18 protein-coding genes are annotated in these 24,931 nt (G+C 55.6%); 13 read left to right on the plus strand and 5 right to left on the minus strand.

Annotated elements, in window-relative coordinates; translation table 11 throughout:
* The first annotated feature begins 116 nt into the window (after positions 1-116).
* Together LZG00_03405 and LZG00_03410 are read left to right on the plus strand one after the other, a co-directional pair.
* Positions 117-3,332, plus strand: coding sequence for a hypothetical protein (locus tag LZG00_03405; protein ID MCF3593040.1), 3,216 nt, complete (start codon positions 117-119; stop codon positions 3,330-3,332).
* Positions 3,329-4,960, plus strand: coding sequence for a hypothetical protein (locus tag LZG00_03410; GenBank protein MCF3593041.1), 1,632 nt, complete (start codon positions 3,329-3,331; stop codon positions 4,958-4,960). The genes LZG00_03405 and LZG00_03410 overlap by 4 nt, the downstream gene beginning before the upstream one ends.
* 240 nt (positions 4,961-5,200) lie before the next feature.
* On the opposite strand, the gene LZG00_03415 is transcribed toward LZG00_03410, so the two are convergent.
* From LZG00_03415 to LZG00_03425, 3 genes are read right to left on the minus strand one after another with little or no spacing between them, the layout of a single operon-like run.
* Positions 5,201-6,235 (minus strand): ACP S-malonyltransferase, encoded by a 1,035-nt coding sequence (locus LZG00_03415; GenBank protein MCF3593042.1) that lies wholly within the window; start codon positions 6,233-6,235, stop codon positions 5,201-5,203.
* Positions 6,232-8,412: a thiamine pyrophosphate-dependent enzyme gene (locus tag LZG00_03420; GenBank protein MCF3593043.1), complete on the minus strand. Its 2,181-nt coding sequence runs from the start codon at positions 8,410-8,412 to the stop codon at positions 6,232-6,234. The genes LZG00_03415 and LZG00_03420 overlap by 4 nt, the downstream gene beginning before the upstream one ends.
* A 17-nt stretch (positions 8,413-8,429) precedes the next feature.
* On the minus strand, positions 8,430-9,632 hold the full coding sequence (locus LZG00_03425) for a pyridoxal phosphate-dependent aminotransferase (protein ID MCF3593044.1): 1,203 nt from the start codon (positions 9,630-9,632) through the stop codon (positions 8,430-8,432).
* Between the two features lie 143 nt (positions 9,633-9,775).
* Here LZG00_03425 and LZG00_03430 point away from each other — a divergent pair, with 143 nt between their 5' ends.
* The 3 genes from LZG00_03430 to LZG00_03440 all read left to right on the plus strand — a co-directional run bounded on the left by LZG00_03430 (position 9,776) and on the right by LZG00_03440 (position 13,596).
* Entirely contained in the window at positions 9,776-10,693 is a 918-nt protein-coding gene (locus tag LZG00_03430) for a LysR substrate-binding domain-containing protein (GenBank protein ID MCF3593045.1), read from the plus strand.
* Between the two features lie 127 nt (positions 10,694-10,820).
* The gene (locus LZG00_03435) at positions 10,821-12,332 is read left to right on the plus strand and encodes an aldehyde dehydrogenase family protein (GenBank protein ID MCF3593046.1); all 1,512 of its coding nucleotides are present in this window, start codon (positions 10,821-10,823) and stop codon (positions 12,330-12,332) included.
* A complete protein-coding gene (locus LZG00_03440; protein MCF3593047.1) occupies positions 12,322-13,596 on the plus strand; it encodes an FAD-binding oxidoreductase in 1,275 nt (424 codons plus the stop codon). Before LZG00_03435 ends, LZG00_03440 begins: the two co-directional genes overlap by 11 nt.
* Positions 13,597-13,739: 143 nt before the next feature.
* Here LZG00_03440 and LZG00_03445 read toward each other — a convergent pair whose 3' ends face one another.
* Positions 13,740-14,903 carry a hypothetical protein gene (locus LZG00_03445; protein ID MCF3593048.1) on the minus strand — a complete coding sequence of 388 codons (1,164 nt, stop codon included), beginning with the start codon at positions 14,901-14,903 and terminating at the stop codon, positions 13,740-13,742.
* 625 nt (positions 14,904-15,528) lie between these two features.
* Between LZG00_03445 and LZG00_03450 the strand changes: the two genes are divergently transcribed.
* The 7 genes from LZG00_03450 (at position 15,529) to LZG00_03480 (ending at position 22,729) form a co-directional block, all read left to right on the plus strand.
* Complete coding sequence (locus LZG00_03450; GenBank protein MCF3593049.1) at positions 15,529-16,326, plus strand: enoyl-CoA hydratase/isomerase family protein; 798 nt, start codon at positions 15,529-15,531, stop codon at positions 16,324-16,326.
* Positions 16,323-17,936: an AMP-binding protein gene (locus tag LZG00_03455; protein MCF3593050.1), complete on the plus strand. Its 1,614-nt coding sequence runs from the start codon at positions 16,323-16,325 to the stop codon at positions 17,934-17,936. The genes LZG00_03450 and LZG00_03455 overlap by 4 nt, the downstream gene beginning before the upstream one ends.
* Before the next feature lie 48 nt (positions 17,937-17,984).
* A complete protein-coding gene (locus LZG00_03460; GenBank protein MCF3593051.1) occupies positions 17,985-19,052 on the plus strand; it encodes an ABC transporter ATP-binding protein in 1,068 nt (355 codons plus the stop codon).
* A gap of 16 nt (positions 19,053-19,068) precedes the next feature.
* Positions 19,069-20,127 carry an ABC transporter substrate-binding protein gene (locus LZG00_03465; protein MCF3593052.1) on the plus strand — a complete coding sequence of 353 codons (1,059 nt, stop codon included), beginning with the start codon at positions 19,069-19,071 and terminating at the stop codon, positions 20,125-20,127.
* Between the two features lie 28 nt (positions 20,128-20,155).
* Positions 20,156-21,007 (plus strand): ABC transporter permease, encoded by an 852-nt coding sequence (locus LZG00_03470; GenBank protein MCF3593053.1) that lies wholly within the window; start codon positions 20,156-20,158, stop codon positions 21,005-21,007.
* The gene (locus LZG00_03475) at positions 21,004-21,822 is read left to right on the plus strand and encodes an ABC transporter permease (GenBank protein MCF3593054.1); all 819 of its coding nucleotides are present in this window, start codon (positions 21,004-21,006) and stop codon (positions 21,820-21,822) included. Before LZG00_03470 ends, LZG00_03475 begins: the two co-directional genes overlap by 4 nt.
* A 112-nt stretch (positions 21,823-21,934) precedes the next feature.
* Positions 21,935-22,729 (plus strand): enoyl-CoA hydratase/isomerase family protein, encoded by a 795-nt coding sequence (locus tag LZG00_03480; GenBank protein MCF3593055.1) that lies wholly within the window; start codon positions 21,935-21,937, stop codon positions 22,727-22,729.
* Between the two features lie 134 nt (positions 22,730-22,863).
* Here LZG00_03480 and LZG00_03485 read toward each other — a convergent pair whose 3' ends face one another.
* Positions 22,864-23,592, minus strand: coding sequence for an XRE family transcriptional regulator (locus tag LZG00_03485; protein ID MCF3593056.1), 729 nt, complete (start codon positions 23,590-23,592; stop codon positions 22,864-22,866).
* Positions 23,593-23,758: 166 nt separating this feature from the next.
* Here LZG00_03485 and LZG00_03490 point away from each other — a divergent pair, with 166 nt between their 5' ends.
* The gene (locus LZG00_03490) at positions 23,759-24,847 is read left to right on the plus strand and encodes an ABC transporter substrate-binding protein (protein ID MCF3593057.1); all 1,089 of its coding nucleotides are present in this window, start codon (positions 23,759-23,761) and stop codon (positions 24,845-24,847) included.
* The last annotated feature ends 84 nt before the right edge of the window (positions 24,848-24,931 follow it).

The raw sequence follows: 24,931 nt of genomic DNA on the forward strand, positions 1-24,931 counted from the left end.
GTTTTCGCTTAAACCCTATGCATTTTGAGGCTGCGTGCTATGACACACATCAAAGAATTCAAAATCTTGCACATGTATCATCCTGATGCCTTGAGGGCGGATTTCATGGGGGTGTCATGCAGCGTCAAATTTCGACCAATGCTGTTGGTGATAATTGCGAAACGGAAGTTGTGACCAAGCGCGGCCAACGCTCTGAACGAACCGGCCTTTTGCCCATGGTGTTCTGGCTCAGGCGGCGTGCGATGCAATTCGTGCTGGGGGTTTTTCTGTTGGTGATCGCTTCGGTTTCCGTGGGCTCTGCCGAGGGGGTGACGGCCTATGATTTGCGCAGTGCCGAATTCAAGGTGCCCGCCGATTGGAAAATCACCTATAGCAGGCGGGATCAGGAATATGATTTCGCCAGCCCGGATGGGCGGTTTCAGCTTTGGGCGCGCTGGTGGTTTCCGGATGAGCCGCTGTTGGGGTTCGATGACATCATCCGCCATGACAAGCGCATTCTGGCGGGGCAGGAAGCGCTGTTCAGGCATCTTGAATCCGGGGGCGAGCGCAGCCTTGAACTGGCGTTTCTGAAAGAGGATGACGAAGGCGAGATTTTTCTATGGCAGCTTCATTCTTCCGATGCGCCGCTGGCCGAGCATGAGGCCATGTTCGACAGCTTGCTGGCAGGTCTGACCTTGGATGGCCAGCCGACCGTTGCGGCGGCCGCACCTGTACCGGCACCCGCCGAGGCTGGCAACTTGGCCCCGGTCCAGGGGGGTATGTATCGCGACGCGGACGGAGCTTTTGCGCTGCCTTTGCCCTCGGGGTGGACGGTGCAGACGACTGCCTCGCAGGGGTTGCGGCAGGTGGTTCTGGTTTCGCCTGCCCGTGATGCCATGCTGTTGGCGGCGGTTGCGAACGGTGATCGCGCGATGAGTGCCGCGCAGGTTCTGGATGAATATATGGGCGTGCTTTACCGCGATTCATTGGTGGTCAAATCAATCGAAGGAGAGGGCTATCCAGATGTTGCAGGCACCACGGTTCATGCGATTGAAACCATCGCCAAGGTCTATGCGATCAACGGAATAGCAATGCCCTATCCGCGTGGCCGGGTGCGGATTTATAGATCCAGCGAAGAGACGCAGGGAGCAGCGCCGTTCCTGATGATTTCCATCCGTTCAGAAACGGCGCCTCCGGCCATGACTGAGCTGCTGGAGCATATTGCGTTGGGCTTCACTTTTGACACCAGCGCGCCGCCCGCTCAAGCTGCGCCGCTGGCGACGGGCGGGCTTGCTTCGATCCCGGCCACTCCTGCTGGGGGTCAGGGTGTGATCGCAGGGATGCCCGGGCTTATCTTTGACGGGGAGACAATCGCAGGGCTTTTGCCGTTTGCGTTTAACCAGGTCACCTTTGAAGACCACGCCAAACTGATCGACAACGCCATCAGCTTTGGATTTCCCGATGGCCACGGATGGGGCAAACTCGGCTTTGCCACACCCTCTGCGGTGGTGGTGATGCCGCAACGCGACAGCGCTTTGGCGCAACGCATCACCGCAATACTTGATGCCGACAAGAGCACCGGGATTTCCTTTGCGCTCGTGCCGGTGGCGGAGGCGCAGAAAGACCCTTGGGAAGCGCATGATCTGCGAGTCCAGTTCAGCACCACGGGAGATGGCAACGGCAAGCTGGAGGTGACGACTAAAGATCGTTCACGAACTCTCAGGGCCTATTTCCGCTGGCCCAAAGGCGAGACCGTTCTGCATTTGCTGCTACGACCTGATCAGGTTCTTGATGTCCGTGACGGAAGCGACACCCAGCTTGCAGAATTGGCGCTTAACGGTGATTTCAGCGCGCGGCAGTGGGCGCTTCAAACCTACCTTCAGGTCCACAGGAAGAACGGCGCGGCGTCGCTTGTCCTCAAGCGGCTGTCGGTTGACAGCATTGCGTTCCAACCTTCGCCCGCTGTCGATGCGATTGTTCAGGGAGCGCGATCAGCGGTGGTGTTCGATGGGTTTGCGCTCGGTCGGATCTGGGCACCGGTAGGGCGCTACGAGGGTGAATTCGCCCGGTTTGCCGGCCTATCAGACGGTGCTTTGCGCATTGGATGGTCGGGCGAAGACGAGGGCAATTGGTCCGGAATCGATTCATCCGAGGCCGTTTTGTGGCTGGACCGGTTCACCGGGGCAGCCGAGGCTCGGATCGAGCTGGCACTGGATGGGGCGGCCTCAAAGGATTTCGAGATTGCGTTGCAAAGCAGATATACGCTGCCCGGCAACCTGACTGGAAACGATTCTTATGTGTTGCGCTTCACAGAGCGCGAAGATGGGACATATGGCGTCCTCAGTGCGATACGGTCCAAGGCGAAAGAGGGGATTGAAGCCAACGGGCTGCGCGTCATTCCTGATCGCGTTACATTGGTCCTGAGGCCTGAGGGCATCCGGGTCGAGGGCGAGGGTATGCCCGAGGGCGTTCTGCCCTTTGCACAGCTCAAGGACGGGGCCGGATTTCGAATTGCCATTCACGCGATGCGCACGCTGACTGGCGACGGGGCATTGGTGTTGCGTGGCGTTCGCGTATCGCAGCGACCGGGCAACTATCCCCCGGCAGCCGCACCTGCCGCAGGCGTGGCAGCGTTGCCGCAAACCGTGTATTTTGATGCACGCCCGGATGAAACCTGGGAGGTGCGCTCGTCGGGGAAGGCAGATGTTGCCACGTTGGCCATTCAGCAGCCTGATGGTTTGACCCTTACCCGGCGCGATCCGGTTCCGGATTGGCAGCGGATCGCACTTGTCGGCGGCGCGCGTGCGGTGGATCTCGACTATCGTGTAGACACGACACCCTATGAATTGACGCTGAAGCTTGCGCCGGAGCAGGGTCTGGGCACCCGGATTTTCCTGCACACCAACCCCGCCAAATTTGACGACGCGGCAAAATCGGTTCTCACCCTGCGCGAACTCACCGAAGGGCCGGAGGCTGGCGGGTTGGAAGTGCGGCTTCATACCGGCCATTTTTACTATGATCATTGGCGGCGTGTCTTGCCTGCCGCACAATGGCGCAATGGGTGGGACGGCACCGTGCGCCTGCGGTTCGGCCCAGATTGGATCGCCGTGGCGCTGGGCGATGACTGGTTGATGCGCGGCGCCCGTCAGGGCCGCGCGTTCATGCTGGCCATCACCCCGGGCGGTGCGGGCAATACGGACAGCGGCAATGTCACGCTGCGCGGTATTTCCGGCGGCTGGATCACGCCCGAGGGCATGTCCGAAGCCGAACGATGGCGTCTTGTCGACGCCGACGTATTTGATCCGGACGCTTTTGCCGATCTGCTGGCCACTGACCTCGTGGAGAAAAGATGATGCACAATTCAATACGCTTGCTTGGCTTCGCCCACGGTCTGAGCCGTGGGGCAGCCCTTGTTGCGGCTTTTTGTCTGCTCGTGAGCGCGTCTTTGCCTGACCGTCTTGTCGCGCAGGACTTGCCCGAGCGCGATGCGCATGACACCCACGCCCTTACCCGATGGATTGGCCTGCCGCATGATCGCCAGTTGTTGGTTCTGCAAAGTCTGGGCGTCAGCGTTCCGCAGGATTTCTTTAACTGCGTGTGTCGTGCAGCAGGCTATGGCAGCCCGGGAACCAATCAGTTCTATCATCCCGACACGCTCGGAACCTATGACGAACGCTATTCCTGTCAGCACCCCGGCCCGCCCTGCATTGTTGCAGGGTTTGGCTGCACGCGCCACGAGTTGCCGAGCGACCCAAAGATCTTTGAGGGCTGTGCGGCCATGGCCGAGCTTGAAGGGGGCAATCCGTTCGACAACATATTGTCGGCATTGCGTGACCGCGGTAACCGCGTGGCGCTGAGTGGCAATCCGGTGACGATGAACGCGACTCCGGCTGCGGACCCACCGCCCGATTGCGCGAAAGCACGCGCCGACGCAGGTTTCACCCCGCCGCCACCGGCATTGGCCGACATTCCCAAGCAGAACATGCTTTTCAATCTATCGCCCGAGGCATTGGCGCGCCTCAACACTGTCGGTCTGCAACCAGACGTCGAAAAGCGCCTGCTTGGGGCGCTACAAGAGATTGCGGCCAGAATACACGATGTGGCCGTTTCTGGTGCGGACGAGGCAGATCTTCGGATTGATTTTGATGTCTCTACCGAAATCGGCATCGAAGTCGGCTTTTCCGTCAATGACGACAGGCAGATCCATGTTTCTGAAATTGTCTTAAAGCCGAGAGCTGCGGCCTATAAATCATCCGTTGCCGAAGTGGGGCCAGAATTTGCTTTCACCATGGCCAAGGCCGATCCTGACGATAGCACCGCAGCACTGGGGCACACTTGGGAAGGGTTCAAATTTGGCTTTTCGGCAGAGGGAAAGGCGGGCCCCTTGAAGGGTAAGGAGGTTAAGTATGGCATCGACCTCAAATTCGCTAACAAAGCCACCGATTACTATGATGGCGAATGGCAAACTGAATCAGAATACGCTCTTGTCCGGGGGGTCGAGGATCTGGTTTCGAAACTTGATTTCTATGCCGGTGGCGCGTTCGGTACAGATGCCCCGCTGCCCCCAATGCTGGATGGAAAAATGAATGTCGGCCCGGAATTTACCTGGAAATTGAAGGATCGTTATTCCAACTGGCTTTTTTCAGACATGAACGCAGCGCTGGATAACCTGCTCGACAATCAGGCGACCTGGGAAGCGCAGCGACGCGATTATATTGCGCGCGAGGCCAAACGGTTCGGAATCGATGCGCGTTGCTTTACCACGGGCCAGACGATCAGCCTGACACATGATGCCTATGCCCGCCAGAAGGCTGCTGATCCAACGGTTGCTGCGCCATTTCAGACAATCACGGAGCGCATCGCGGCGCGCAAGGCCAGACCCGCGGTGCCGGACCAACCCTCCAAGCAACCTGCGCCAACTCTGCCAGTTGCGCCTGCACCCACAACAGAAGGCATTTATGAACAGCCAATGCTACGCTGATACGCGACAACAGGAACACACATGAGTCGCTGCTCGGTTCCAATGGTATCTGTTGTCGCCTACGGTTTTCCCGCAATGGCAGAACTTATTGCCATAGGGCAGCTTTTTGTTGGCGGCACTCATGGTTGTATGGGGGGAACATCCGCCGAGAACGCGGACACAAGGCAATCTCTGCGTAGTCTGACGGATTGAGATTACTCAAGAACCCGAGACTGGTTCACATTGGTCTGACAACACCGTTCAGAGCGAAGCTTTCGTGACGACATCGCGCTGATCTTCGCGTCCCATGGAGATCAGGAAGGGCGCTTTGGCCTGGAGGTGTTGGAAAGCGTCCTTGCTGTCCATTCCATGCCAATTGCAGGAGATGAGGGATTGCGCCACGGCACCGCCAAGTGTTGTACCCGGGCCGAGGACGATAAACATATCCGGCGCGAATTCGCGCGCAGCGATGCTGAGGGCGTGGCGAAAATCGTAAGTTTCGACCACCTGATGCCCAAGTGTATAGGTAAATAGCGCGCTTGTATCCGTGGCATGGGGCCACCAGATTGCGCCGCGCCCGTCGATCATCGGGATGCAGGGTTGTGCAAACATAGAGGCGTCAAAACGCTTCTGTGCCGCCTCTGACACCGGTTTCTGCAGTGCGGTGTGAAAGGCGGCGTGGTTCGCGAGACGCAGTGGAAAGCGATCGAGCGGTTCGGCTTTTGCGGTAAATGCGTCAAGCCCGGCATCGTTTCCGGCGAGAACCAGCATGCCGCCGAGGTCGATCGAGAGAGCCAGATCGTGATCGGTTAACGCGTCTATCTGGCTGACCAATTTCAGAACTGTGGCGCGTCTTGTCGGGTCGGGACGCCAATCATCGCCGGTTATGGGATAGACCAGTTGGCCGCCAATAAGGCTGTCTTGCATCATCTGGCCCATCGTATTGACGAGGTTAAAGCCTTGATCTGCATCCAATGCACCGGCGCAAGCCAGTGTGGTGTACCAACCCATCGAGTTGCCTGTGACAGCCACCACATCGACGTCTTTGAGAGACAGAAAGTCTGCGTAGCTTGCGGCATAGATGAGTGCTGAGGCGTTATCGCCGCGCGTGTGTTTGGCGACCGAATAGCGTGCAGCACCGTCGAGATCCGTTAGGGTTTCCTGACCGCCTGCGAGGCGTGCATTATCAAACGCGTCAAAGAGCGCGGTCTTGTCAGGATGCAGGCGGGAAAGGCTGCCAAGCTCGGGTTTGTTGTAGGTGCCACGACCGGGGCAAACGATGACTGCGCGTTTCATTGGGTGAGTTCCTCGGCAGCGGCGATGATCTGGGCCTCGTCGGGCAGGGTTGCGCCATAGGCTGGGCCGGTGGCGATAAAGCTGTCCTCGGCGGTGACGCGCGCCAGTCGTTTGTGACCCGCTTCGGCAAAAAGTGTCATCAGGGCTTCGGCCTGACCGCCTGTGCGGCGGCATTCATCGACAATGAGGATGTTCTTGCAGCCCTTGGTCGCCTCCAGAAGCGCGTCTTTTGGCAGCGGTGCGAGCCAGCGCAGATCGATTATGCGCAGGTTGATGCCTTTTGCACGTATCGCGGCCTCGGCCTTGCGCGAGAGGTAGTGACCGTTGCCATAGGTGACGATGGCGAGATCCTTGCCCGCGCCGTGGACGGCGACATCGCCAAGGGCGATGCGTTGATCGGGCGAGGGGTAGGTCGTCATCCAGGCGTTGTCACCCCCGGTCTCAAGGTCGCGCATCGGGTAGAGCGCGATGGGTTCAAGGAACACCACCACGCGTTGTTCTTCGCGCGCGAGCCGGACACATTCGCGCAGCATCATGGCGGCCTCATCGCCCCGTGACGGGCAGGCGATGATCACGCCGGGGATGTCGCGCAGCACGGCAATCGAGTTGTCATTATGAAAGTGTCCGCCAAAACCTTTCTGATAGCCCAAGCCTGCAATGCGTAGCACCATCGGGTTGGTGAATTGACCGTTGGAAAAGAAGGGCAGGGTTGCAGCTTCGCCGCGGATCTGGTCTTCGGCATTGTGCAGATATGCGAGAAACTGGATTTCAGGCATTGGCAAGAAGCCGTTCTGTGCCATGCCGATGGCGAGACCGAGGATGGATTGTTCGTCAAGAAGCGTGTCGATCACGCGGTCCTCGCCGAAACGCTGCTGGAGGCGTTGAGTGACACCATAGACGCCGCCCTTGCGCCCGATATCTTCACCGCAGCAGATGATTTCGCCGTGTTCCAGCATCAGGTCGGTCATGGCCCAGTTGATCAGTCGCGACATGGGCTGTGGCTTGTCCATCGCGTTGATGTCACTGCCGAAAGTGGCGATGCGAGCCTCGGCGTCTGGGCCGTTGCTGGGTGCGCAGGTGCGTTTGGGCGGGATGATCGGGGCCATCACATCGCGCGCGCTGCGCAAGTGAGGGCGCTTGACCGCCTCGGCGGCGGCGCGGTCAACCCTGTCTTTGGTCTCGGTGTAGATTTTGAGCGCTTCGGAAGGGGTGAGCGCGCCCGCTTCTGCCAGAAGCCGAACAGTGTGGAGCAGTGGGTCGTTCGCCTCTTCGGCCTCGACCGCGCTGCGTGACATGTAGGTTGTCGGCATATCAGCGCCTGCGTGGCCATAGAGACGCACGGTGCGCAGATGCAGGAAGGCCGGCTTACGGCGGGTGCGGACATATTCAGCCGCGCGCTGGGTTGCGGTGTGTGCATCATAGATGTCGAGCGCATCCCCGTGGAAATATTTGAGGCCCGGACGGTTCTGAAAGTTGGCGGCGATCCAGCCGCTTGGGGTGGGTGTCGAGATGCCGATGCCGTTATCCTCGCAGATGAATAGCAACGGCAGGGGACTGGACTGATAAGAGGTCCAACCTGCGGTGTTGAACGCGCCTTGGGCAGTTGAATGGTTGGCCGAGGCATCGCCAAAAGAACAGGCGATGATTGCATCCTGGGGCAGGAGTTGATGCTCGGGTGGATGGCGGCGCGACAGCCCGACGCTATAGGCGGTGCCAACTGCTTTGGGCAGGTGGCTGGCGATTGTCGAGGTTTGCGGTGGGATCATCAATGCTCTGGAGCCGAGGACTTTGTGGCGGCCCCCCGAAATCGGATCTTCGGAAGAGCAGGCGAATGACAAGAGCATGTCCCAGAGTGCGGATTGGCCGGGAACCTGTTCGGCACGGGCCAGTTGAAAGGCCGCGTCGCGGTAGTGCAGGAAGGCCATATCGGTGGGACGCAGGGCGGCGGCTACGGCGGCCATGCCCTCATGCCCCGAGGAGCCGATTGTGTAGAAGCCCTGACCGGCCTTTTGCATCGCGCGACTGGTCAGGTCGAGTGCGCGGCTAAGGCACTGGGTGCGAAACAGGGTCACGGCGGCCGTGGGTGAAAGCGCGGTAGTCGGCAGCTTGCCTGCTGGCAGATCATTGGCGGCAACCCGCGACAGGAAGTTTTCGTGAACGATTTGGGCGCGATCCATGATTTTGTCTTTCGATGCTAGATCAGTTTAGCGGTTGCGCGGTGCAGGCGGGCCACGCCATCTGCCAATTGCGCATCGGAATAGGCGTAGGAGAGCCGAAAGTGGCCGGGCATCGAAAACGCACTGCCGGGGACCAGCGCCAAACCTTCCGAAGCCAGCACGTAGCGGCAGAAATCGCCATCGGTGGTAATGATACTGCCATCCGGGGCCGTCTGTCCGAGCGCTTTTTCGCAGGAGGCGAAGATGTAAAAGGCCCCATCAGGGAGCGCACAGTTCAAGAGCGGGTCGTCGTTGATAGCCTGGGCAACGTTGTCGCGGCGTTCTTGAAAAATTGCTGTGCGCTCGATCAGCAAGCCCTGATCGCCCGTCAGCGCAGCAACAGCAGCGGCTTGCGATATCGAGCACGCGCCCGAGGTGCTTTGACCCTGCACGTCCTGCATCGCCTCAATCACTGCCTCAGGCCCAATCGCCCAGCCGATACGCCAACCCGTCATGGAATAGGCCTTGGAGACGCCGTTGATGACCACAGTGCGTTCACGCAGGTCGGGCAGGGCGGTGAACACGGATGTGAAAGGCGCGTAGGCGATATGCTGATATATCTCGTCAGAGGCAATCCAGACATGCGGATAGCGGCGCAACACATCACCGAACGCTTCCAGTTCTTTGCGGGAATACATCGCGCCCGAAGGGTTGGAGGGAGAGTTGAGCAAAAGCCAGCGCGTGCGCGGCGTGATGGCAGCCTCAAGTTGCCCGGGGGTGAGTTTGAATCCCTGATCGCTCCCACAGGCGACTTCGACGACATTGCCACCCGCGAAGCGCACGATGTCGCGATAACTGGTCCAGTAGGGTGTCGGGCAAATCACTTCGTCATCTTCATCGAGGCTGGCGAGAAACAGATTGGACAACACCTGTTTTGCGCCAGTCGAGATGATGACGTTGGCGCGCTTGACTTGGGCTTGTTCGGCGACGGCATCCCGTAGGGCGGCGGTTCCTGCTGTGGGTGGGTAGCGCGTTTGGCCTGCGGCCATTGCGGCAGTTGCTGCCTCGCAAACATGTGCAGGTGTCGGAAAGTCAGGCTCGCCCGTGGCGAGGCTGAGGATGTCATCTCCCTTCGCACGCATCCGGGCCGCTGCTTCAGATATCTGCACGATCTCTGAAATGGCGATCGATGCGATGCGCTCGGCGCGTTTGAAAACTTGTTTCAGGGTAGCGTCATGCATGTTCGGATTCCCTCGCGCCGCAGCTGATTTTTCTCTGGTTTACATCGGAATTTCAGTTACAAATATCATTGTTAATGCACTTTTTGATGAGCTTTATGAATGTATTGGGCGGGCAAGCGGTGACACAAGCGGACACGAAATCGATGAAACAGCTAGGTTCGACACAGAGCGCGCAAAGGCGCTACCTTCCCTCCAACGCAGTGTTGCGCAGCTTTGAATGTGCGGCGCGACATGAAAGCTTCACGCTCGCGGCAGAGGAGTTGCACCTGACTCAAAGTGCCGTCAGCCGACAGGTGAAAGAGTTGGAAGACATCATCGGAACTGCGCTGTTTCGCAGGGTCGGGCGACGCGTTGTGTTGACACCTGCGGGGCGGAACCTTGCTGTTGAGTTGTCTGTCGATCTGGAAAATATTCGGCAAACTGTATTGAAGGCAATTTCTGCGGGGGCGGCCGGGGCGGCCATACGTGTCGCCACATTGCCCGCGTTCGCCAGCCGATGGCTGATTCCACGGCTGAGCGAATTTACGGCGCTACACGGGGGCATCGAGATCAGCTTTGCCACGCGCCTTGAGCCATTTGACATGAGCCGTGAGCACTTTGATCTGGCGGTGCATTTCGGGGGCAAAGACTGGCCCGGAACGGACATGCAGCTTTTGTGTTCGGAAACCATGATCGTCGTGGCTTCGCCTGAATTCAAAGCGCGCCATGAGGTGACATCGGTTACAGATCTTGCGCGTGTGCCATTGCTGCACCTGGAGACTCGCCCCACGATTTGGGAGGACTTCTTTGCCGATGCGGGTGTGACTGACAGGCGCGCGGGTGCGGGGCAGTATTTTGATCAGTTCACTCTGATTATTGCAGGGGCTGTTGCATCGCTTGGGGCAGCGCTCTTGCCGACTTATCTGATTGAACAAGAGCTTGCTGATGGCAGTCTTGTTCCGCTCGATGAAAGGACCATCACGACAGGGAACAATTATTACCTGGTCACGCCTGCTAAAACCGACAACGCCCATGTTGCAGCGTTCATGGCATGGATGAAGCAATGTGTGAGCGAAAGCTAATTGATGCATTCTAGGAATGCTTTCATTCATTTTGAATGATTTTTCATTGACTGAACTTCGGGCAGTCTAGGTGCAACGGGGCTCTTTCATGGGCGCCAAAACGCCGGACAGCGAAATGAGGTTTGCAATGAACGTGAAAGCATTGACCGAAAGCACTTTGGAAAAGCTGGGAGTGGACAAGGAAGCCTGGACGATGGGCGAGCTGGCGGTGGACAGCCCGGTATCGGGCGAACAGATTGCAAATGTGAAAATGACGAACGCCGCCGATGTTGGTGGCGTAGTGGCCAAGGCGCAAGAGGCGTTTACGCAGTGGCGCAAGGTTCCGGCACCGCGCCGGGGCGAGCTTATCCGCCTGCTTGGAGAGGAGCTGCGCTGTTCCAAAGAAGATCTGGGGATGATGGTCTCGATCGAAGCGGGCAAGTCGGTCTCGGAAGGGCTTGGCGAAGTTCAGGAGATGATCGACATCTGCGATTTCGCCGTGGGCTTGTCGCGCCAGCTTTACGGTCTGACCATCGCAACGGAGCGCCCTGGCCACCGTATGATGGAGCAGTGGCATCCACTTGGAGTGGTCGGTGTGATCTCGGCGTTCAACTTCCCCGTAGCAGTATGGTCGTGGAATACGGCGTTGGCGCTTGTTTGCGGAAATCCTGTCATTTGGAAGCCTTCGGAAAAGTCCCCGCTCACCGCGTTGGGCTCGATGGCGATTTTGGAACGCGCTTTGAAGCGGTTCGGTGATGCCCCTGAAGGGCTTGTCTCGCTGATCAACGGGCGCGGAGACGTGGGCGCGGCATTGGTTGAAAACCGCAATGTCGCGCTGATTTCCGCAACCGGTTCGACCCGGATGGGGCGCATTGTCGGACCCAAGGTCGCCGAGCGTTTCGGGCGCTCCATTTTGGAATTGGGTGGCAATAACGCCGGTATTGTTGCGCCGAGCGCGGATCTGGATATGACGCTGCGTGGAGTTGCCTTTGGCGCGATGGGGACAGCCGGGCAGCGCTGCACAACGTTGCGCCGCCTGTTTGTGCATAGCTCGATCTACGATCAATTGGTGCCTGGGCTGAAGAAGGCCTACGAGAGTGTCTCCGTCGGCAACCCGCTGGACAGCGATGCGCTTGTCGGACCGCTCATTGACGAGCAGGCGTTTGAGCAGATGCAAACGGCACTTGCGGAAGCGCGCAAGCTTGGCGGTTTGGTGACGGGCGGCGAGCGTGTGACGGTTAGCGGCGCCGAGGGCGGATTTTATGCACGCCCAGCGCTTGTAGAAATGCCGAAGCAGGAGGGGATAGTTTGCGAGGAGACCTTCGCGCCGATCCTCTATGTGATGAAATATGAAGACCTAGATGAAGCGGTGGCGCAGCACAACGCAGTGGGTGCGGGGCTTTCATCGTGCATCTTCACGCTCGACATGCGCGAAGCTGAAGCCTTTATCAGCGCGGCGGGTTCTGATTGCGGGATTGCCAACGTGAATATTGCGACATCGGGCGCTGAGATTGGCGGGGCATTTGGCGGCGAGAAAGAGACCGGCGGAGGCCGTGAGAGTGGCTCGGACGCGTGGAAAGGCTATATGCGCCGCGCGACGAATACCATCAATTACTCCGCAGAACTACCGCTTGCTCAAGGGGTAAAATTTGACATCTGATGCGACCCGCAACCTCTGGCGGGCAACGCGCCAGAACTGCGACGGATATCCCCGCGTCAGTCAGGATATTTGCACCGATCTTCTGGTGATTGGTGGTGGCTTCACGGGCAGTTCGGCCGCGCTTGAAGCCGCGCGCAGCAGCGCAGATGTGGTGGTGCTGGAGGCCAACACCATTGGCCACGGTGGATCGGGGCGCAATGTCGGTCTGGTGAATGCTGGTCTTTGGGTGCCTCCCGAAGGGATCATCAAACAGCTAGGTCAGACCGAGGGTATGCGGTTGACCACTGCGCTTGCGTCGGCCCCCGATACGGTCTTCGATTTGATCGAACGCGAAGGTATTGAGTGCGAAGCCACCCGAAACGGCACGCTGCATCTTGCGCATGCACCCTCAGGGCTACGAGACCTGAAGGACCGGCTACGTCAGGGCAAGCAGATAGATGCGCCGATTCAACTTTTGGATGCCAAGGAAACAGCACGGCGGACAGGGTCAGATGCGTTTTTAGGGGCGTTATTTGACCCCCGCGCCGGGACCATCCAGCCCTTAGAATACTGTCGCGGGTTGGCCAAGGCCGCCAAGAACAAAGGCGCTAAAGTATTCGAGCAAAGCCCAGCACAACACGTGACCCATGATGGCTCGGAATGGATCGTTCGGAGCAATGAGAACACGCTTCGGGCAAAGCATTTGCTATTAGCAACGAACGGGTATCACGCGGGCACGGAGGGTCAAAGTGGGCCGCAATTCGTGACCATCCGGTACAGTCAATTCGCGACGGCTCCTATGACGTGCGAACAGCGGGCGCGCATCTTGCCGGGAGGGGAGGGTTGCTGGGATACGGCGATGGTGATGTCGTCGTTCCGGGTAAACCAAGAGGGCCGTCTTATCGTCGGTGGGATCGGCGACTGCGATGGTCGGGGTGCAACAATCCACGCACGCTGGGCCGCTCGCAAGATGGCCGAAGTCTTTCCGGAGCTATCTGGCAAAGCCTTTGACTATACTTGGCAAGGCACAATCGCGATGACCGGAGATCACTTGCCCAAAGCGGTAAGGATCGGCCCAAATGGCTTAACGGTTTTCGGCTATTCGGGTCGTGGCATTGGCCCAGGCACGGTCTTTGGAAAACAAGCCGCCCGAGCCTTGTTGTTCGACGAGGTTGATGGAATGCCATCGACGATCACTGAGACACCGCACCTCGAACCCTTCAAGTTTCTTCGTTCGCTATACTTTGAGACCGGGGCCACCTTGGTGCATGCATTAAGCAGATAAAAAGTGGTGTTTAGATGGGCCCAGCGATTTCGTTATCGTGGCGGTGCATGTGACCTGTCCTCTGCCGCTCCCGCGTTCATAACGAGAGTCTGATGCACGATTTCGACTGCGTTTGCCTTTCGGCCCCCAAAAATCTATACGTGTCAGGCATCACGAGACATTTTTTCTATCAACCAAGTCTCGTTTCCAACCTCGGAGCGATCCAAATACGACAGGGTGACGCGTAGGTTTGGCCAATACATCTTTGCTGTTGTCTGGATTAGCTCGAACAAGGCCCGTGAAATTTCCTCTGAAGCATCAAGTCTTGAAATGATGTGATTGGTGCGAGCTATTTTCAAAAAGTCTGATGTTTCTTCAACTATATCGAAGTTTTCGCCCGCCAGTCCGGCAAGCGTACTGCAATAGTTCAGAAAATCCGATGTCTCGCGCCCTGAGATCTCCATCGTATCGCACATTTCGGCGCTAAACTGAACCGCTACAAGACGCGCTGCCTCTGCAAGTATGTAAGCGCTATATGGTTGGCCATATATATCCAGCAATGTGCGAATGGCATCGATGATGTAACCCCGCGCGAAAGACCTGTTCGCTTTTGCCAGGCGTTCTTGCGGCCAAGCGTCTTCGGCTAGGCGGGGAGCCTTGGTATGATCGAATTTTGGCGAAGCGTTAACATGTTCAAATTGCAGAAATTCATCTTGCTCCAAGTCGTGCTCGCGCTCAACGAAATAGCCTTCTACGCAGGTATCTCCTCGGTGATAGGTTTTAGTTACGACAAAGGCGAGTTTCTTTGACCCGAGTGATCTTCCGTTATGTTGGTGCCATCCTTCGAACATCGCGATCTCAGCCGAAGCGGGCACCGCCGCAAGGCTGACGCCCGGGAAACTCCAGGACGGGGGGAAATAACGAATCCACACCTTCTGTGGCGATTCTTCGACATACTCCATGTACTGCCCGCCGATCATGTTTGACAGATAGTGATATCTTGCCGCGATGACCGCAGGTGGTAGCCCCCTGTCGATGCCGAGTTTGTCGACGCCCGCTAGGAAACTGTTGCGCTGATGTTTCCGCATGATCGACCGTTTGAAATTGAAGAGGTCTGATTCGCCTTTTTCCCGGAGGATCGTAAGCTGGATGGAACTCCACACGTGCCACCAGTAGTCTGCGATTATCGTACTCCTTTGCGCAACTGGCAGGTCAGCAAGCAGGTCATGCGCTGCATTGGACGGGGCTACGTTCATCAGGCTATCGCTTTCATCACTTCTGAAGCCGGAGAGAGTTCTTATTGGGCTAATAATTGTCTTACCGGTCATGTTGCTGCCGTTTTAACCAGCATTTCCTCAGATGATGTCAGCATGCAATACAATTGCCAATATGGAACATGTGAATATTGACTTTTAGGGTCAGGACCCATGGACTCCATTGAGCTTGAAGCGTGGTCGTGTTTCACGCCCCCCAGTTATGGGGGGATGTCATGAGCAATCTTTGTTGGCTGACTGAGGTCAAATTGAGCGGATTCGGCCTTGTTTTCCGAAGATCTGAGGCCGCGCTCGCGTAGATGACCGGCGGATTCTGATCTGCGATTCCGGAGGGCACTTTGCTAACTATGGGTTCGGATGAGATCAGATGGCATTTTGGGCCATAAATTTCTTGCAATAAAATTGCATATATGGAACTCTCGATTGTAGTCAGAACTTGCCGGTCATACGAGCCAGACTATGGGGCGCGCGTTGATGGTAAATCAAGTGAAGGATCAACCCGCTCTGCAGAGTTGGAGGGGCGGCGGCGATTTGCAGCAAGATTCCGCACTGCTTCGAGTGGATGGGTCAGCTCAAATTGCGTTCGTGAGAAGCCAGGGCATGAGGTCGGAAGTGAGGCCGCAATATCGTCGTCCGACAGGTGTCCCTCGGTCAGAATAACAAATGGAGATAAACGTTTATGGGTTTGCGTTACGAGAAGCACGGAGAGATTGCTCACTTCATCATCGACAGTGGGCCGATGAATGTTCTCTATCCGGAATTTCACAAAGAATTCTATCACCGGCTAAAAGAATTTGAAATCGACCCGGACGTTAAAGTGGGCCTGTTCTATGGGGCTGAAGGGAAATGCTTCTCGGTTGGTGACGATCTCAAGAGCATGCACAAGCCGCCACGGACTCGGCAGGAGGAACTTGCCGCATATCTGTTCCTGCATCAAGGCGAAGGTGAAAAGCCGATGCGCCCCGGTTGGGAGCACGATGTGGCTGCACATCGTCGCTACAAACCCATCGTTTCGGCGATTGAAGGTTACTGTTTAGGGATCGGTTTTTCTTTTTGCCTTTACCATAGCGATATCCGCGTCGCGAGCGAGAACGTTAAGTTTGGTCTGACGGGTATCAAGTTTGGCGCGGGCGGCGGCGCGGGGCCGAAGCGTTTGGCGCGACACCTACCGTTTACGGCGGCATATTGGATGGCGCTTTCGGGTGATTTCATGGAAGCCGACGAGGCGTATCGCCTGAACCTGGTGAACAAAGTGGTTCCGAGTGACCAACTAATCGCCACGGCAGAGGAAATGGCCAAGAAAATTGCGCGTCATTCTGCTTTGGCAATTCGCCTTGAAATGGAGGGGCTCGAGTTGGGCGCGGACATGAACAAGGCAGATGCATACCACTATGGGATGAACTTGTACCGCATGGGATGGATGGCAAACGAAGCCGAAGGCGTCACGTCCAGCTATCTCAAGGACAAGTCGAAATGACTTTCGATCCGTCTCGACGCTTGGCGTTTCATCGGAAACTGGAAGCAGAGGCTATGCCGACCAGCATTGGTCATCAGCTTGACGCCGTAGCGTTCGACAAGGGAGAATATCCGGTTTGGATTTCGATCGATTGCGAAGGACCGATCCGCAGCTACCGAGAACTTGCAACTGAGACGGCTAAGGCTGCAAATGCATTTCGGTCTTTGGGGGTAGTGAAGGGCGAGCACGTGGGTGTCATGATGCCTAACGGCTTGGGCTTCTTGACTGCTTGGCTGGGACTGGCAAAGCTTGGCGCCGTTCTTGTTCCCCTGAATCCCAATGTGACAGCGCACGAACTTCAGCATGTTCTGGCCGATGGGGATGTTGAAAGAGCGCTGGTCACAATCGACTATTTGGAGCTATTTCAGCAGACCGATGCGGGTGCGAAATTGCGCGATCGCGATCGGGTTATCCTCGCAAATGGCGATAGTGGCACGGGCGCATGGGAGGAAATGATCAGCAATGCGGCTGATGAATTCGACTATCGTGAAGCGGTCAGTCTCGATGACCCGGTCAGCATCATTTATACTTCCGGCTCAACCGGCCAACCAAAAGGCTGTGTGCAATCGCACCGCTTCTGGCTGACGCTTGGCAAGGTCAAGGCTTCTCTCTTGCCTCCTTGTGAGCGTATTCTGTGCGAATTGCCGTTCTATTACATGTCGCCTTACTACCGGTTTTCGGTCGCGATGTTTCAAGCCGCGGCAATCTGCGTGCCGCCCGGTCCCAGCATTGCCAAATTTTATCCGCGATTGATTGAAAATCGTATTGATGTTGCTTGGATCGGCGATCCGATTGCCACCCTTCCTTATCCGAGTGAATTGGGACCGCATAGCTTGAAGCATATCTCGCTCTATGGGCTCAAGCCCGCGCTACACCGGCAACTTGAAGAGAAGCTAGGTGTGCCCGTGCGTGAATCGTTCGGAATGACCGAGGTTGGGCCGGGCCTTTACGTGCCCGCCGAGGATTTCGAGGCGACGGGAACCGGGACGATCGGAATGCCAACGCCAATGAGAGAATGCAAAATTGGTGACAGCGAAGGCAATGAGGTGCCTGTTGGAGAGGTGGGGGAGCTGTTGATTACCGGCCCGGGGATGTTTCAGGGGTACTACGGCAATCCCGAGATGACCGAACAAGCCTTCTGGGGAAAATGGTTTCGGACTGGTGATCTCGCGCGGCGAGACGAGCGCGGCTATTACTATATCGTTGGCCGCATCAAGGAAATGATCAAGCGCAGTTCGGAGAATATTGCCGCGCAAGAGGTTGAGTCCGCGATCTATTCTCTGCCGCAAGTTCTTGAAGTCGCTGTCTTTGGTGTGCCGGACGAAAAGCGCGGTGAGGAAGTCAAAGCCTGCGTCGTGCTGCAGGACGGGGTGACGCCCGAAGACATTACTCCTGAAATCTTGATCAAGCATTGTCAGTCGCTTTTAGCAAAATTCAAGATCCCGAGATACGTGCAGTACTACAGCGAGTTTCCCAAAACGAGTTCTCAGAAAATCGCGAAAAAGTCTTTGGTTGAAGGTGGGGGTGTCGCGCTGACGACGACCTTTGACATGCTGGGAGTCGCAGTGTGAGACACACAGTATTTATCATGGAGTGCTTTGAATTGTGGGACAGTTTGTATGACGAATGAAGGCGGCGCACCAATTGAATTTAGCGGTGTCACGAAGAAATTCGGAGCGTACACTGCGCTCGACGGCTTTGACATCAAGATCGAAAGGGGTGAGTTCCTTACGATCCTGGGCGAGTCTGGGTCTGGGAAATCAACTATTCTCAATGCGCTTGCAGGGTTCATAGAAATTGATTCCGGAACCATCCAGATCGACGGGAACCCAGTTGAGAACCTGCCGCCTGAACGCCGCGGCGTTGGGATGGTCTTTCAGAATTATTCGCTATTTCCTCATCTGAATGTGCTGGATAATGTCGCGTTCCCGTTGCGCATGAGGGGAACCTCGAAAAGTGAAGCGCGTAAACGGGCCGCTGAATCGCTCGAAATCGTCCGGTTGGGCGAATTGGGACACCGTTTTCCGCGTGAGCTGTCTGGCGGCCAGCAACAGCGCGTTGCCGTCGCGCGAGCCATCTCATTCCGTCCCCCAGTTCTTCTCATGGATGAACCACTTGGAGCCCTTGATTTGAAATTGAGGGAGGCAATGCAATTCGAAATCAAGCAGATTCAACGTCAGCTCGAATGCACTGTTGTCTATGTCACGCATGATCAGCGCGAAGCGATGGCGATGTCTGATCGAATTGTAGTTCTCAGAGGTGGCCAAATCGAACAGATGGGGTCAAGCGAAGAGCTTTATGATCGCCCGGTTTCCAAATTTGTCGCTGATTTCATCGGCCAGACCAATGTTGTTCCAGCGGCCTTGGCAGATGGCCAGATTAGTATCGACCAATTGGGCGTGGTTTTCGCGCCACCCGATATCCCTGACTTTGCGGGGGATTTGTTCGTAAGCATTCGCCCGGAGAAAATATTTATCAACGCCAACGTGCCCGATCAGGTTCAATTCGAGGCCACGATTGATGAGACGATTTTCCTAGGTGAGGCAATCTCGGTTAGCGCGACGACGAAAACAGGCACAAGCCTGTATATTCGTCAGCCGCGGCAGGCAGGCAAGACTCTTGAGGTTGGTGACAGCGTTATCCTGTCTTTCGATCCGCTCGACGCAGTTATTATCAATGAAAACTAGAGAGAAGGAACAGAAAATGACGATTAGGCTAAGCCAGCTGGCGGTCATGGCCGGCATGATGATGTTTTCAGGTGTTGGAGCAGCTCTTTCTGAAGAAAAGGTGGTCGTTGCCAACTACGGCGGGATGGTTGCCGATTTCAACGACAAATATTGCGCGCCGAAGCTGAAAGAAAAATACGGAATTACGCTTGAACAGGTTGCCATCAGCGATCCGCTTGGACAGCTGAAAGTGCAGCAGGCAACAGGCACCAATTTGTGGGATGTTTTTCCTGCAGAAGGCGAGATCTTGATTACGGCCACGGACAATGGCTGGCTCGAACCTGTCGACTGGTCAATTGTTGATCCTGACAATGAAATGCCGGCGATTGGCCTGCATGATTACGGTGTCGCCGGGCGTGTCTATTCCATGGTTCTTGCCTATCGGACAGACAAAGTTCCTGAAGGCAAAACGGTGGATGGGTGGAAGTCCTATTGGGATGTGGAAAACTTCCCCGGGCCTCGATCAATGAGGGACACACCGCTGGAGAATTTGGAGTTTGCGCTTCTGGCCGATGGTGTGGAAAAGGAAGAAATCTACAATGTGTTGTCCACGCCAGAAGGTGTTGACCGCGCGTTCAGCAAGCTGGACGAAATCAAATCCGATATCGTTGTTTTCTGGACAAGCGGGCAGCAACCGGCACAGCTTCTCGCCAGTGGTGAGGTATACTACACCAACACCTGGAACGGCCGTGTTGTGCAGTTGAAGAACGAAAACGTGCCGGTCGAGCTCTCTTGGCAGGGTGGTTCGCTCAATATTCCCTTCAGATCAGTTCCGAAAGGCGCGAAGAATCCGACGGGTGCAATGAAATACTTCAATGCTTGCCTCATGGACCTCGAAATTCAGAAGATAGGCGCTGAAGTTACAGGATATCCGGGCCTTTCGCCCAAACTGCCTGCGCTTCTACCTGAATCAGTGCGGGCGGATCTCCCCACCTCCGAGCAAAATCTTAGTAAACAATTTGCCTTCAATATTGAGTTCTGGGCGAGAAATCGTCCGGCCTTGCAGGATCGCTGGAATGCCTGGCGCCTGCAATAATTGAAATACACTGCCAGAGGTTGCACCTATGTTGAGACAAAACAAAGCTACGCTGCTTCTTCTGGCAGTACCTGTCCTGTTCGCTACATTCGCGTTCATAATGCCAATGGTTCAAGTGGGGCTGTGGAGCTTCTTTGATGTCGAGGGGTTCACGCTTGGGCATATTCACACAGCGTTGACAAACAAAGTGTTTGTGACCGTATTGGCGCAAACGCTCATCCTGTCTGCAGAAGTGGCGTTTATTTGTGTGCTGATCGGCTATCCGGTGGCCTACTACTTGGCCACGACCAGCCGCTCGACCCAACGCATTTTCATTTTGCTGATCACTTTTCCGCTGTGGGTCAGTGTTCTGGTAAGAACATATTCCTGGATTGTGGTTCTCGGCAGAGAGGGTCTTATCAATCTGCTACTTGCGGAAATCGGAGCGATAGACGAACCGCTGAAGCTGATCTTCACGCGCGGCGCAGTTCTGGTTTCATCTGTGCAGGTTCTCGTGCCGCTCGCCATTCTCATTATGTTCGGTACGATGAACCAAATAAACCGCACGTTGCTTCATGCTGCGAGGGTTCTGGGCGCACCGCCACACCGGGCATTTCTGTCCGTTTTTCTGCCGCTGAGCTTAAACGGGGTTATTTCGGCGACGATTCTCGTGTTTGTACTTTCGCTGGGATTCTACATCACGCCTGCATTGGTTGGCGGGCCGGGTGACATGATGGTTTCCAACGTTATCGCGCAACAGATCAACCAAACGCTGGACTGGGCCCTTGGCGCCGCTCTCGGTATTGTTCTTCTCAGCGCAGGTCTGATTGTTGCGGGGATCGTCTATCTCGTTCTCGGCCGCTATGCCGCATCAGCTGTGGAAGGGGGGGTGCGCTCGTGAAAACCACATTCTGGGATCGATGCGGCCGAACTGTTTTGCCTGCATATTTCTTCCTGATGATCGCTTACCTGGTTGTTCCACTGCTGATCGTTTTCCCGCTGGCCTTCAGCGATACGACCTATCTTGTGTTTCCACCCAAGGGATTTACCTGGCGCTGGTTCGCTGAGATTTTCCAGAGTTCAGCCTGGTTGGAGGCATTCTACAGGAGCCTGTTACTTGGTTTCTTTACGGCGATACTCGCAACGTCACTGGGAACGCTGGCGGCCATGGCAATTGTCCGGCTGCCAACAAAAACCGGTCATGTTGTGGGGATGGCATTTCTCGTGCCGCAGATTGTTCCGGCTGTGATTATCGCATTGGGTGCCTTTCTTTTCTTGAATTCGATCAGCCTGCTTGGCACTTTTCCTGGGCTACTGATCATGCATGTAATGATGGCACTACCACTTGTCGTTGTGACGATGACAGCGGCGTTACGACAACTTGGACAAGGTCATGTACTTGCCGCCCGAGTGTTGGGGGCAACGCCGCTGAAGGCCTTCATCTACGTGACACTTCCGACTATCGCACCTTCTCTGGCTATCAGCATTGTCTTTGCGTTCCTGATTTCCTTCGACGAGTTGGTGGTTACGCTATTCATTAGCGGGAGCAATCCGACGGTGCCTGTGCGGATTTGGGCGGATGTGCGCCAAGAGCTAACACCTATTGTACCCGCGGCAGTCACCCTGTTGACTGCAATGGTCGCCGCGATCGCGGTGCCGATGGAGATCTATCGGCATCGTGCGGCCAAACAAGTGGCCATAGAGCCGCCTTCCTGAGCAAAGCATGATGCAAATGCGAAAGGCGCGATCTTGAACAACTGTGCCACGCTGCTCGAATAAACAATGGCGCGCTACCCTGCATGCAGCAACCAGAAATCCGGAGACGACCATGACGCTACGCTATGAGAAACACGATGGAATTGCGCATTTCATAATCGACGGTGACAAGAATAACGTTCTCATGCCGGAATTTCACAAGGCTTTGTTTGATCGGCTCAAGGAGTTTGAGATAGATCCAGAGGTCAAGGTCGGGCTGTTCTATGGCGCGCCTGGAAAGTGCTTTTCTGTGGGCGATGACCTGAAATCGACCCACAAACCGAATAGAACCTCGCAGGAGGAACTCGCAGCCTACTTGTTCTTGCACCAAAATGAAGACACGCCGATGCGCCCAGGTTGGGAGCATGATATTCTTGCGCATACACGCAGAAAGCCGATCATTTCTGCTGTTGAAGGCTACTGTCTTGGGGCGGCTTTCCTTTTCGTGTTGGCGCAGAGTGACATACGTATTGCCAGCGAGACGGCGCAATTCGGGCTCACGGGCGTGGCGTTTGGGGCTGGTGGTGCCAGTGGCTATTCACGCCTGGCAAGACATCTGCCTTTTACAGCAGCGGCCTGGATGGCTCTGTCGGCGGAATTCATGGACGCAAAAGAGGCTTATCGCCTGAAACTCGTGAACAAGGTTGTTCCCTCTGAGCAACTTCTCTCAACTGCTCAGGCAATGGCCGTCAAGATTGGCGAACATTCCGCCACCGCGCTTCGTCTTGAGATGGAGAGTCTGCAACTGGGTGCGGATCTGGGAAAAGCAGACGCCTATCATCACGGCATGAATCTCTATCGCATGGGCTGGATGGCGAATGAAGCGCCAGGCGTCACGGCGAGTTATCTTGACAAGGGCAAGAAATGAAACGCACCGCGAATGGAATAAGCAGAACGGCCTTATTCTATCAGCGCGGCCACAATTTCGATCCTGAACCAGGTTGAAATACACGAGAAAAATTCCGAGAAATACGAAAAATTTCAGTTGTTTAGAGGTATTTCCTAATTGGTATTCCCGTCAGACCCGTTCTCACTGGGTGGGCTTTCTCCATCTGAGGGCAAAACGACGTTGCTGCAAGTCCAGACAATTTGTGCATTTTCTTCGCTTACAGAGATAATTGCATGTCCCATTGTGCTATCAAAGAAGATGCTCTCTCCCTCGCTTATAATACACGGTTCATAGAGCTCTGTATGAAGTTCAATTTTTCCACTGACGACATAAATTTGCTCTTCCCCTAAGTGACTGACAAGGGATGAGAATTCTGTCACTGAGCGCGCTTTCACCTCTGCAAGAAACATCATGAAGCTTTTTGAGATTATGTCCGAGCACAGCAATGATAAACGATATTGAGGCGTTTCAATAATTTTCTCGTGCCCAGCGCGTGTAATCGACCTCCAGCCGCGCAACTTGGTCTTTGCTTTTGTCTTAAAGAGATCCTGTGTTTCGATCTCAAGCCCATGCGCTATTTGACTAATTGCATCGTAGGTTGGAGAGATTTTGTTGTTCTCGATGCGTGAGAGGTTCGACTTGGAAATATTGGACTGTCGGCTAAGTTCATCTAGCGTCAGTCCTCGGTCAAGGCGCAAACGTTTTAGCCTGTCACCAAACCAATCTGATTTTGGCTTCGAGCGTTGTACCGCATGCTTGTTGTCATTTCTGTGAACCATCTGTTCCTCGAGCTTACTGTCCAATTCCACCCATATTTCAAACTTTTTGGTTTGTGAAGGCATGTTATTTTTCTTGCAACTTTGTTGCGGATAAGGAATATTGTTACATGAGCGAGTCGAAAGCTCCTGAAGAAACCAGCGGTCGGCCGGCTCAATGCTACGTATGAACGCTCAGCCCTTCAGCGTTGCAGCTCTGAAAGCAGGGTTGAGCACCAACGGGAGTATGGCAGTGAAATTTAGCAAAAAACTTACATCAGACGTTCAGCGTTCGAGTTCTTCGCGCCGAACATTTTTGAAGACGAGTGCTTTCGGTTTGGCTTCTTTAGCTGCACCGGCAGTTCTTGGGGTCCGCAAAGCGAGCGCGGCAGAGCCTCTTGTTGTTGCAAGTTTTGGCGGCAGTTGGGCGGCGGCGATGACTGAGGCTTTTCACAAGCCTTTCACCGAAGAGACCGGGATTGAAGTAATCGTCACCGATGGCGCAGACTTGGCTAAGGCCAAAGCACAGGTGCAAACAGGTAAGATCGAGTGGGACATCGTCGAACTGGCGACGGGCTGGCTCTCATCTGGTGATCGAGAGGGCCTTTGGGAAGAGGTCGACACTTCGGTGGTTGATGTCACTGGGACTGCGGAGGGAAGCCAGTACAAAAATGCGATCGGGCATTGCACTTATTCTGGTTGCTTCGCGTGGAACTCAGAGAAATTTGGTGAAGGCAAGCATCCAGCCAACTGGATCGATTTTTGGAACACAGACAAATTCCCTGGGCGTCGCGGGATGATGACCCGCATTACCGGTAATCTTGAATACGCCCTAATGGCCGATGGCGTGAGCCCCAAAGATCTTTACCCCTTGGATGTGGAGAGAGGATTTGCGGCGCTCGATAGGATCAAGGAGCATGTGAATATTTGGGTCAACGCCATGCCTCAGACCGTCAGCATGCTTCAAAACGACGAAGTCGATTTCTGCTCGTCGGCGATCGGTCGGGTCTATGCGGCTCAAAAGGCAGGTATACCCCTCGATTATTCAAAAGAAATGGCGCTAATCGAGACCGGCAAGATCGCGATCCTGAAGGGGTCCAGCAAGAAGGATGCCGCAATGCAGCATCTTGCCTTCGCGATGCGCCCGGATCGGCAGCTCGCATTCGCTGAGATCATTGGCTACGCACCGACCAAACTCGAAGGCATTGCAGCAATGCCGGACCATTTAAAGGCGCTGAATCCGGACCCGGAATCACCCATGAACGCGTTCAATAACGAGTTTTGGTGGGAGCCTCGCCTGCTCGAACTGACCAAGCGTTTTAAGGAATGGCAGTTGAGCTAGACAGCCAGAAAACACCGGAAGCAGGACTTTGAGCAATAACAATTTTTCGATCTGTGGGGTGGCGCGCCAATGACTATTCGATTC

Source organism: Rhodobacteraceae bacterium LMO-JJ12, assembly GCA_021555075.1.
Lineage (GTDB): Bacteria > Pseudomonadota > Alphaproteobacteria > Rhodobacterales > Rhodobacteraceae > JAKGBX01.

Bases quoted from the DNA above. Each gene is read 5' to 3' on its own strand.
- LZG00_03405 (MCF3593040.1), top strand. From the start codon at position 117: ATGCAGCGTCAAATTTCGACCAATGCTGTTGGTGATAATTGCGAAACG.
- LZG00_03410 (MCF3593041.1), top strand. From the start codon at position 3,329: ATGATGCACAATTCAATACGCTTGCTTGGCTTCGCCCACGGTCTGAGC.
- LZG00_03415 (MCF3593042.1), bottom strand. From the start codon at position 6,235: ATGAAACGCGCAGTCATCGTTTGCCCCGGTCGTGGCACCTACAACAAA.
- LZG00_03420 (MCF3593043.1), bottom strand. From the start codon at position 8,412: ATGGATCGCGCCCAAATCGTTCACGAAAACTTCCTGTCGCGGGTTGCC.
- LZG00_03425 (MCF3593044.1), bottom strand. From the start codon at position 9,632: ATGCATGACGCTACCCTGAAACAAGTTTTCAAACGCGCCGAGCGCATC.
- LZG00_03430 (MCF3593045.1), top strand. From the start codon at position 9,776: ATGAAACAGCTAGGTTCGACACAGAGCGCGCAAAGGCGCTACCTTCCC.
- LZG00_03435 (MCF3593046.1), top strand. From the start codon at position 10,821: ATGAACGTGAAAGCATTGACCGAAAGCACTTTGGAAAAGCTGGGAGTG.
- LZG00_03445 (MCF3593048.1), bottom strand. From the start codon at position 14,903: ATGACCGGTAAGACAATTATTAGCCCAATAAGAACTCTCTCCGGCTTC.
- LZG00_03450 (MCF3593049.1), top strand. From the start codon at position 15,529: ATGGGTTTGCGTTACGAGAAGCACGGAGAGATTGCTCACTTCATCATC.
- LZG00_03455 (MCF3593050.1), top strand. From the start codon at position 16,323: ATGACTTTCGATCCGTCTCGACGCTTGGCGTTTCATCGGAAACTGGAA.
- LZG00_03460 (MCF3593051.1), top strand. From the start codon at position 17,985: ATGACGAATGAAGGCGGCGCACCAATTGAATTTAGCGGTGTCACGAAG.
- LZG00_03465 (MCF3593052.1), top strand. From the start codon at position 19,069: ATGACGATTAGGCTAAGCCAGCTGGCGGTCATGGCCGGCATGATGATG.
- LZG00_03470 (MCF3593053.1), top strand. From the start codon at position 20,156: ATGTTGAGACAAAACAAAGCTACGCTGCTTCTTCTGGCAGTACCTGTC.
- LZG00_03480 (MCF3593055.1), top strand. From the start codon at position 21,935: ATGACGCTACGCTATGAGAAACACGATGGAATTGCGCATTTCATAATC.
- LZG00_03485 (MCF3593056.1), bottom strand. From the start codon at position 23,592: ATGCCTTCACAAACCAAAAAGTTTGAAATATGGGTGGAATTGGACAGT.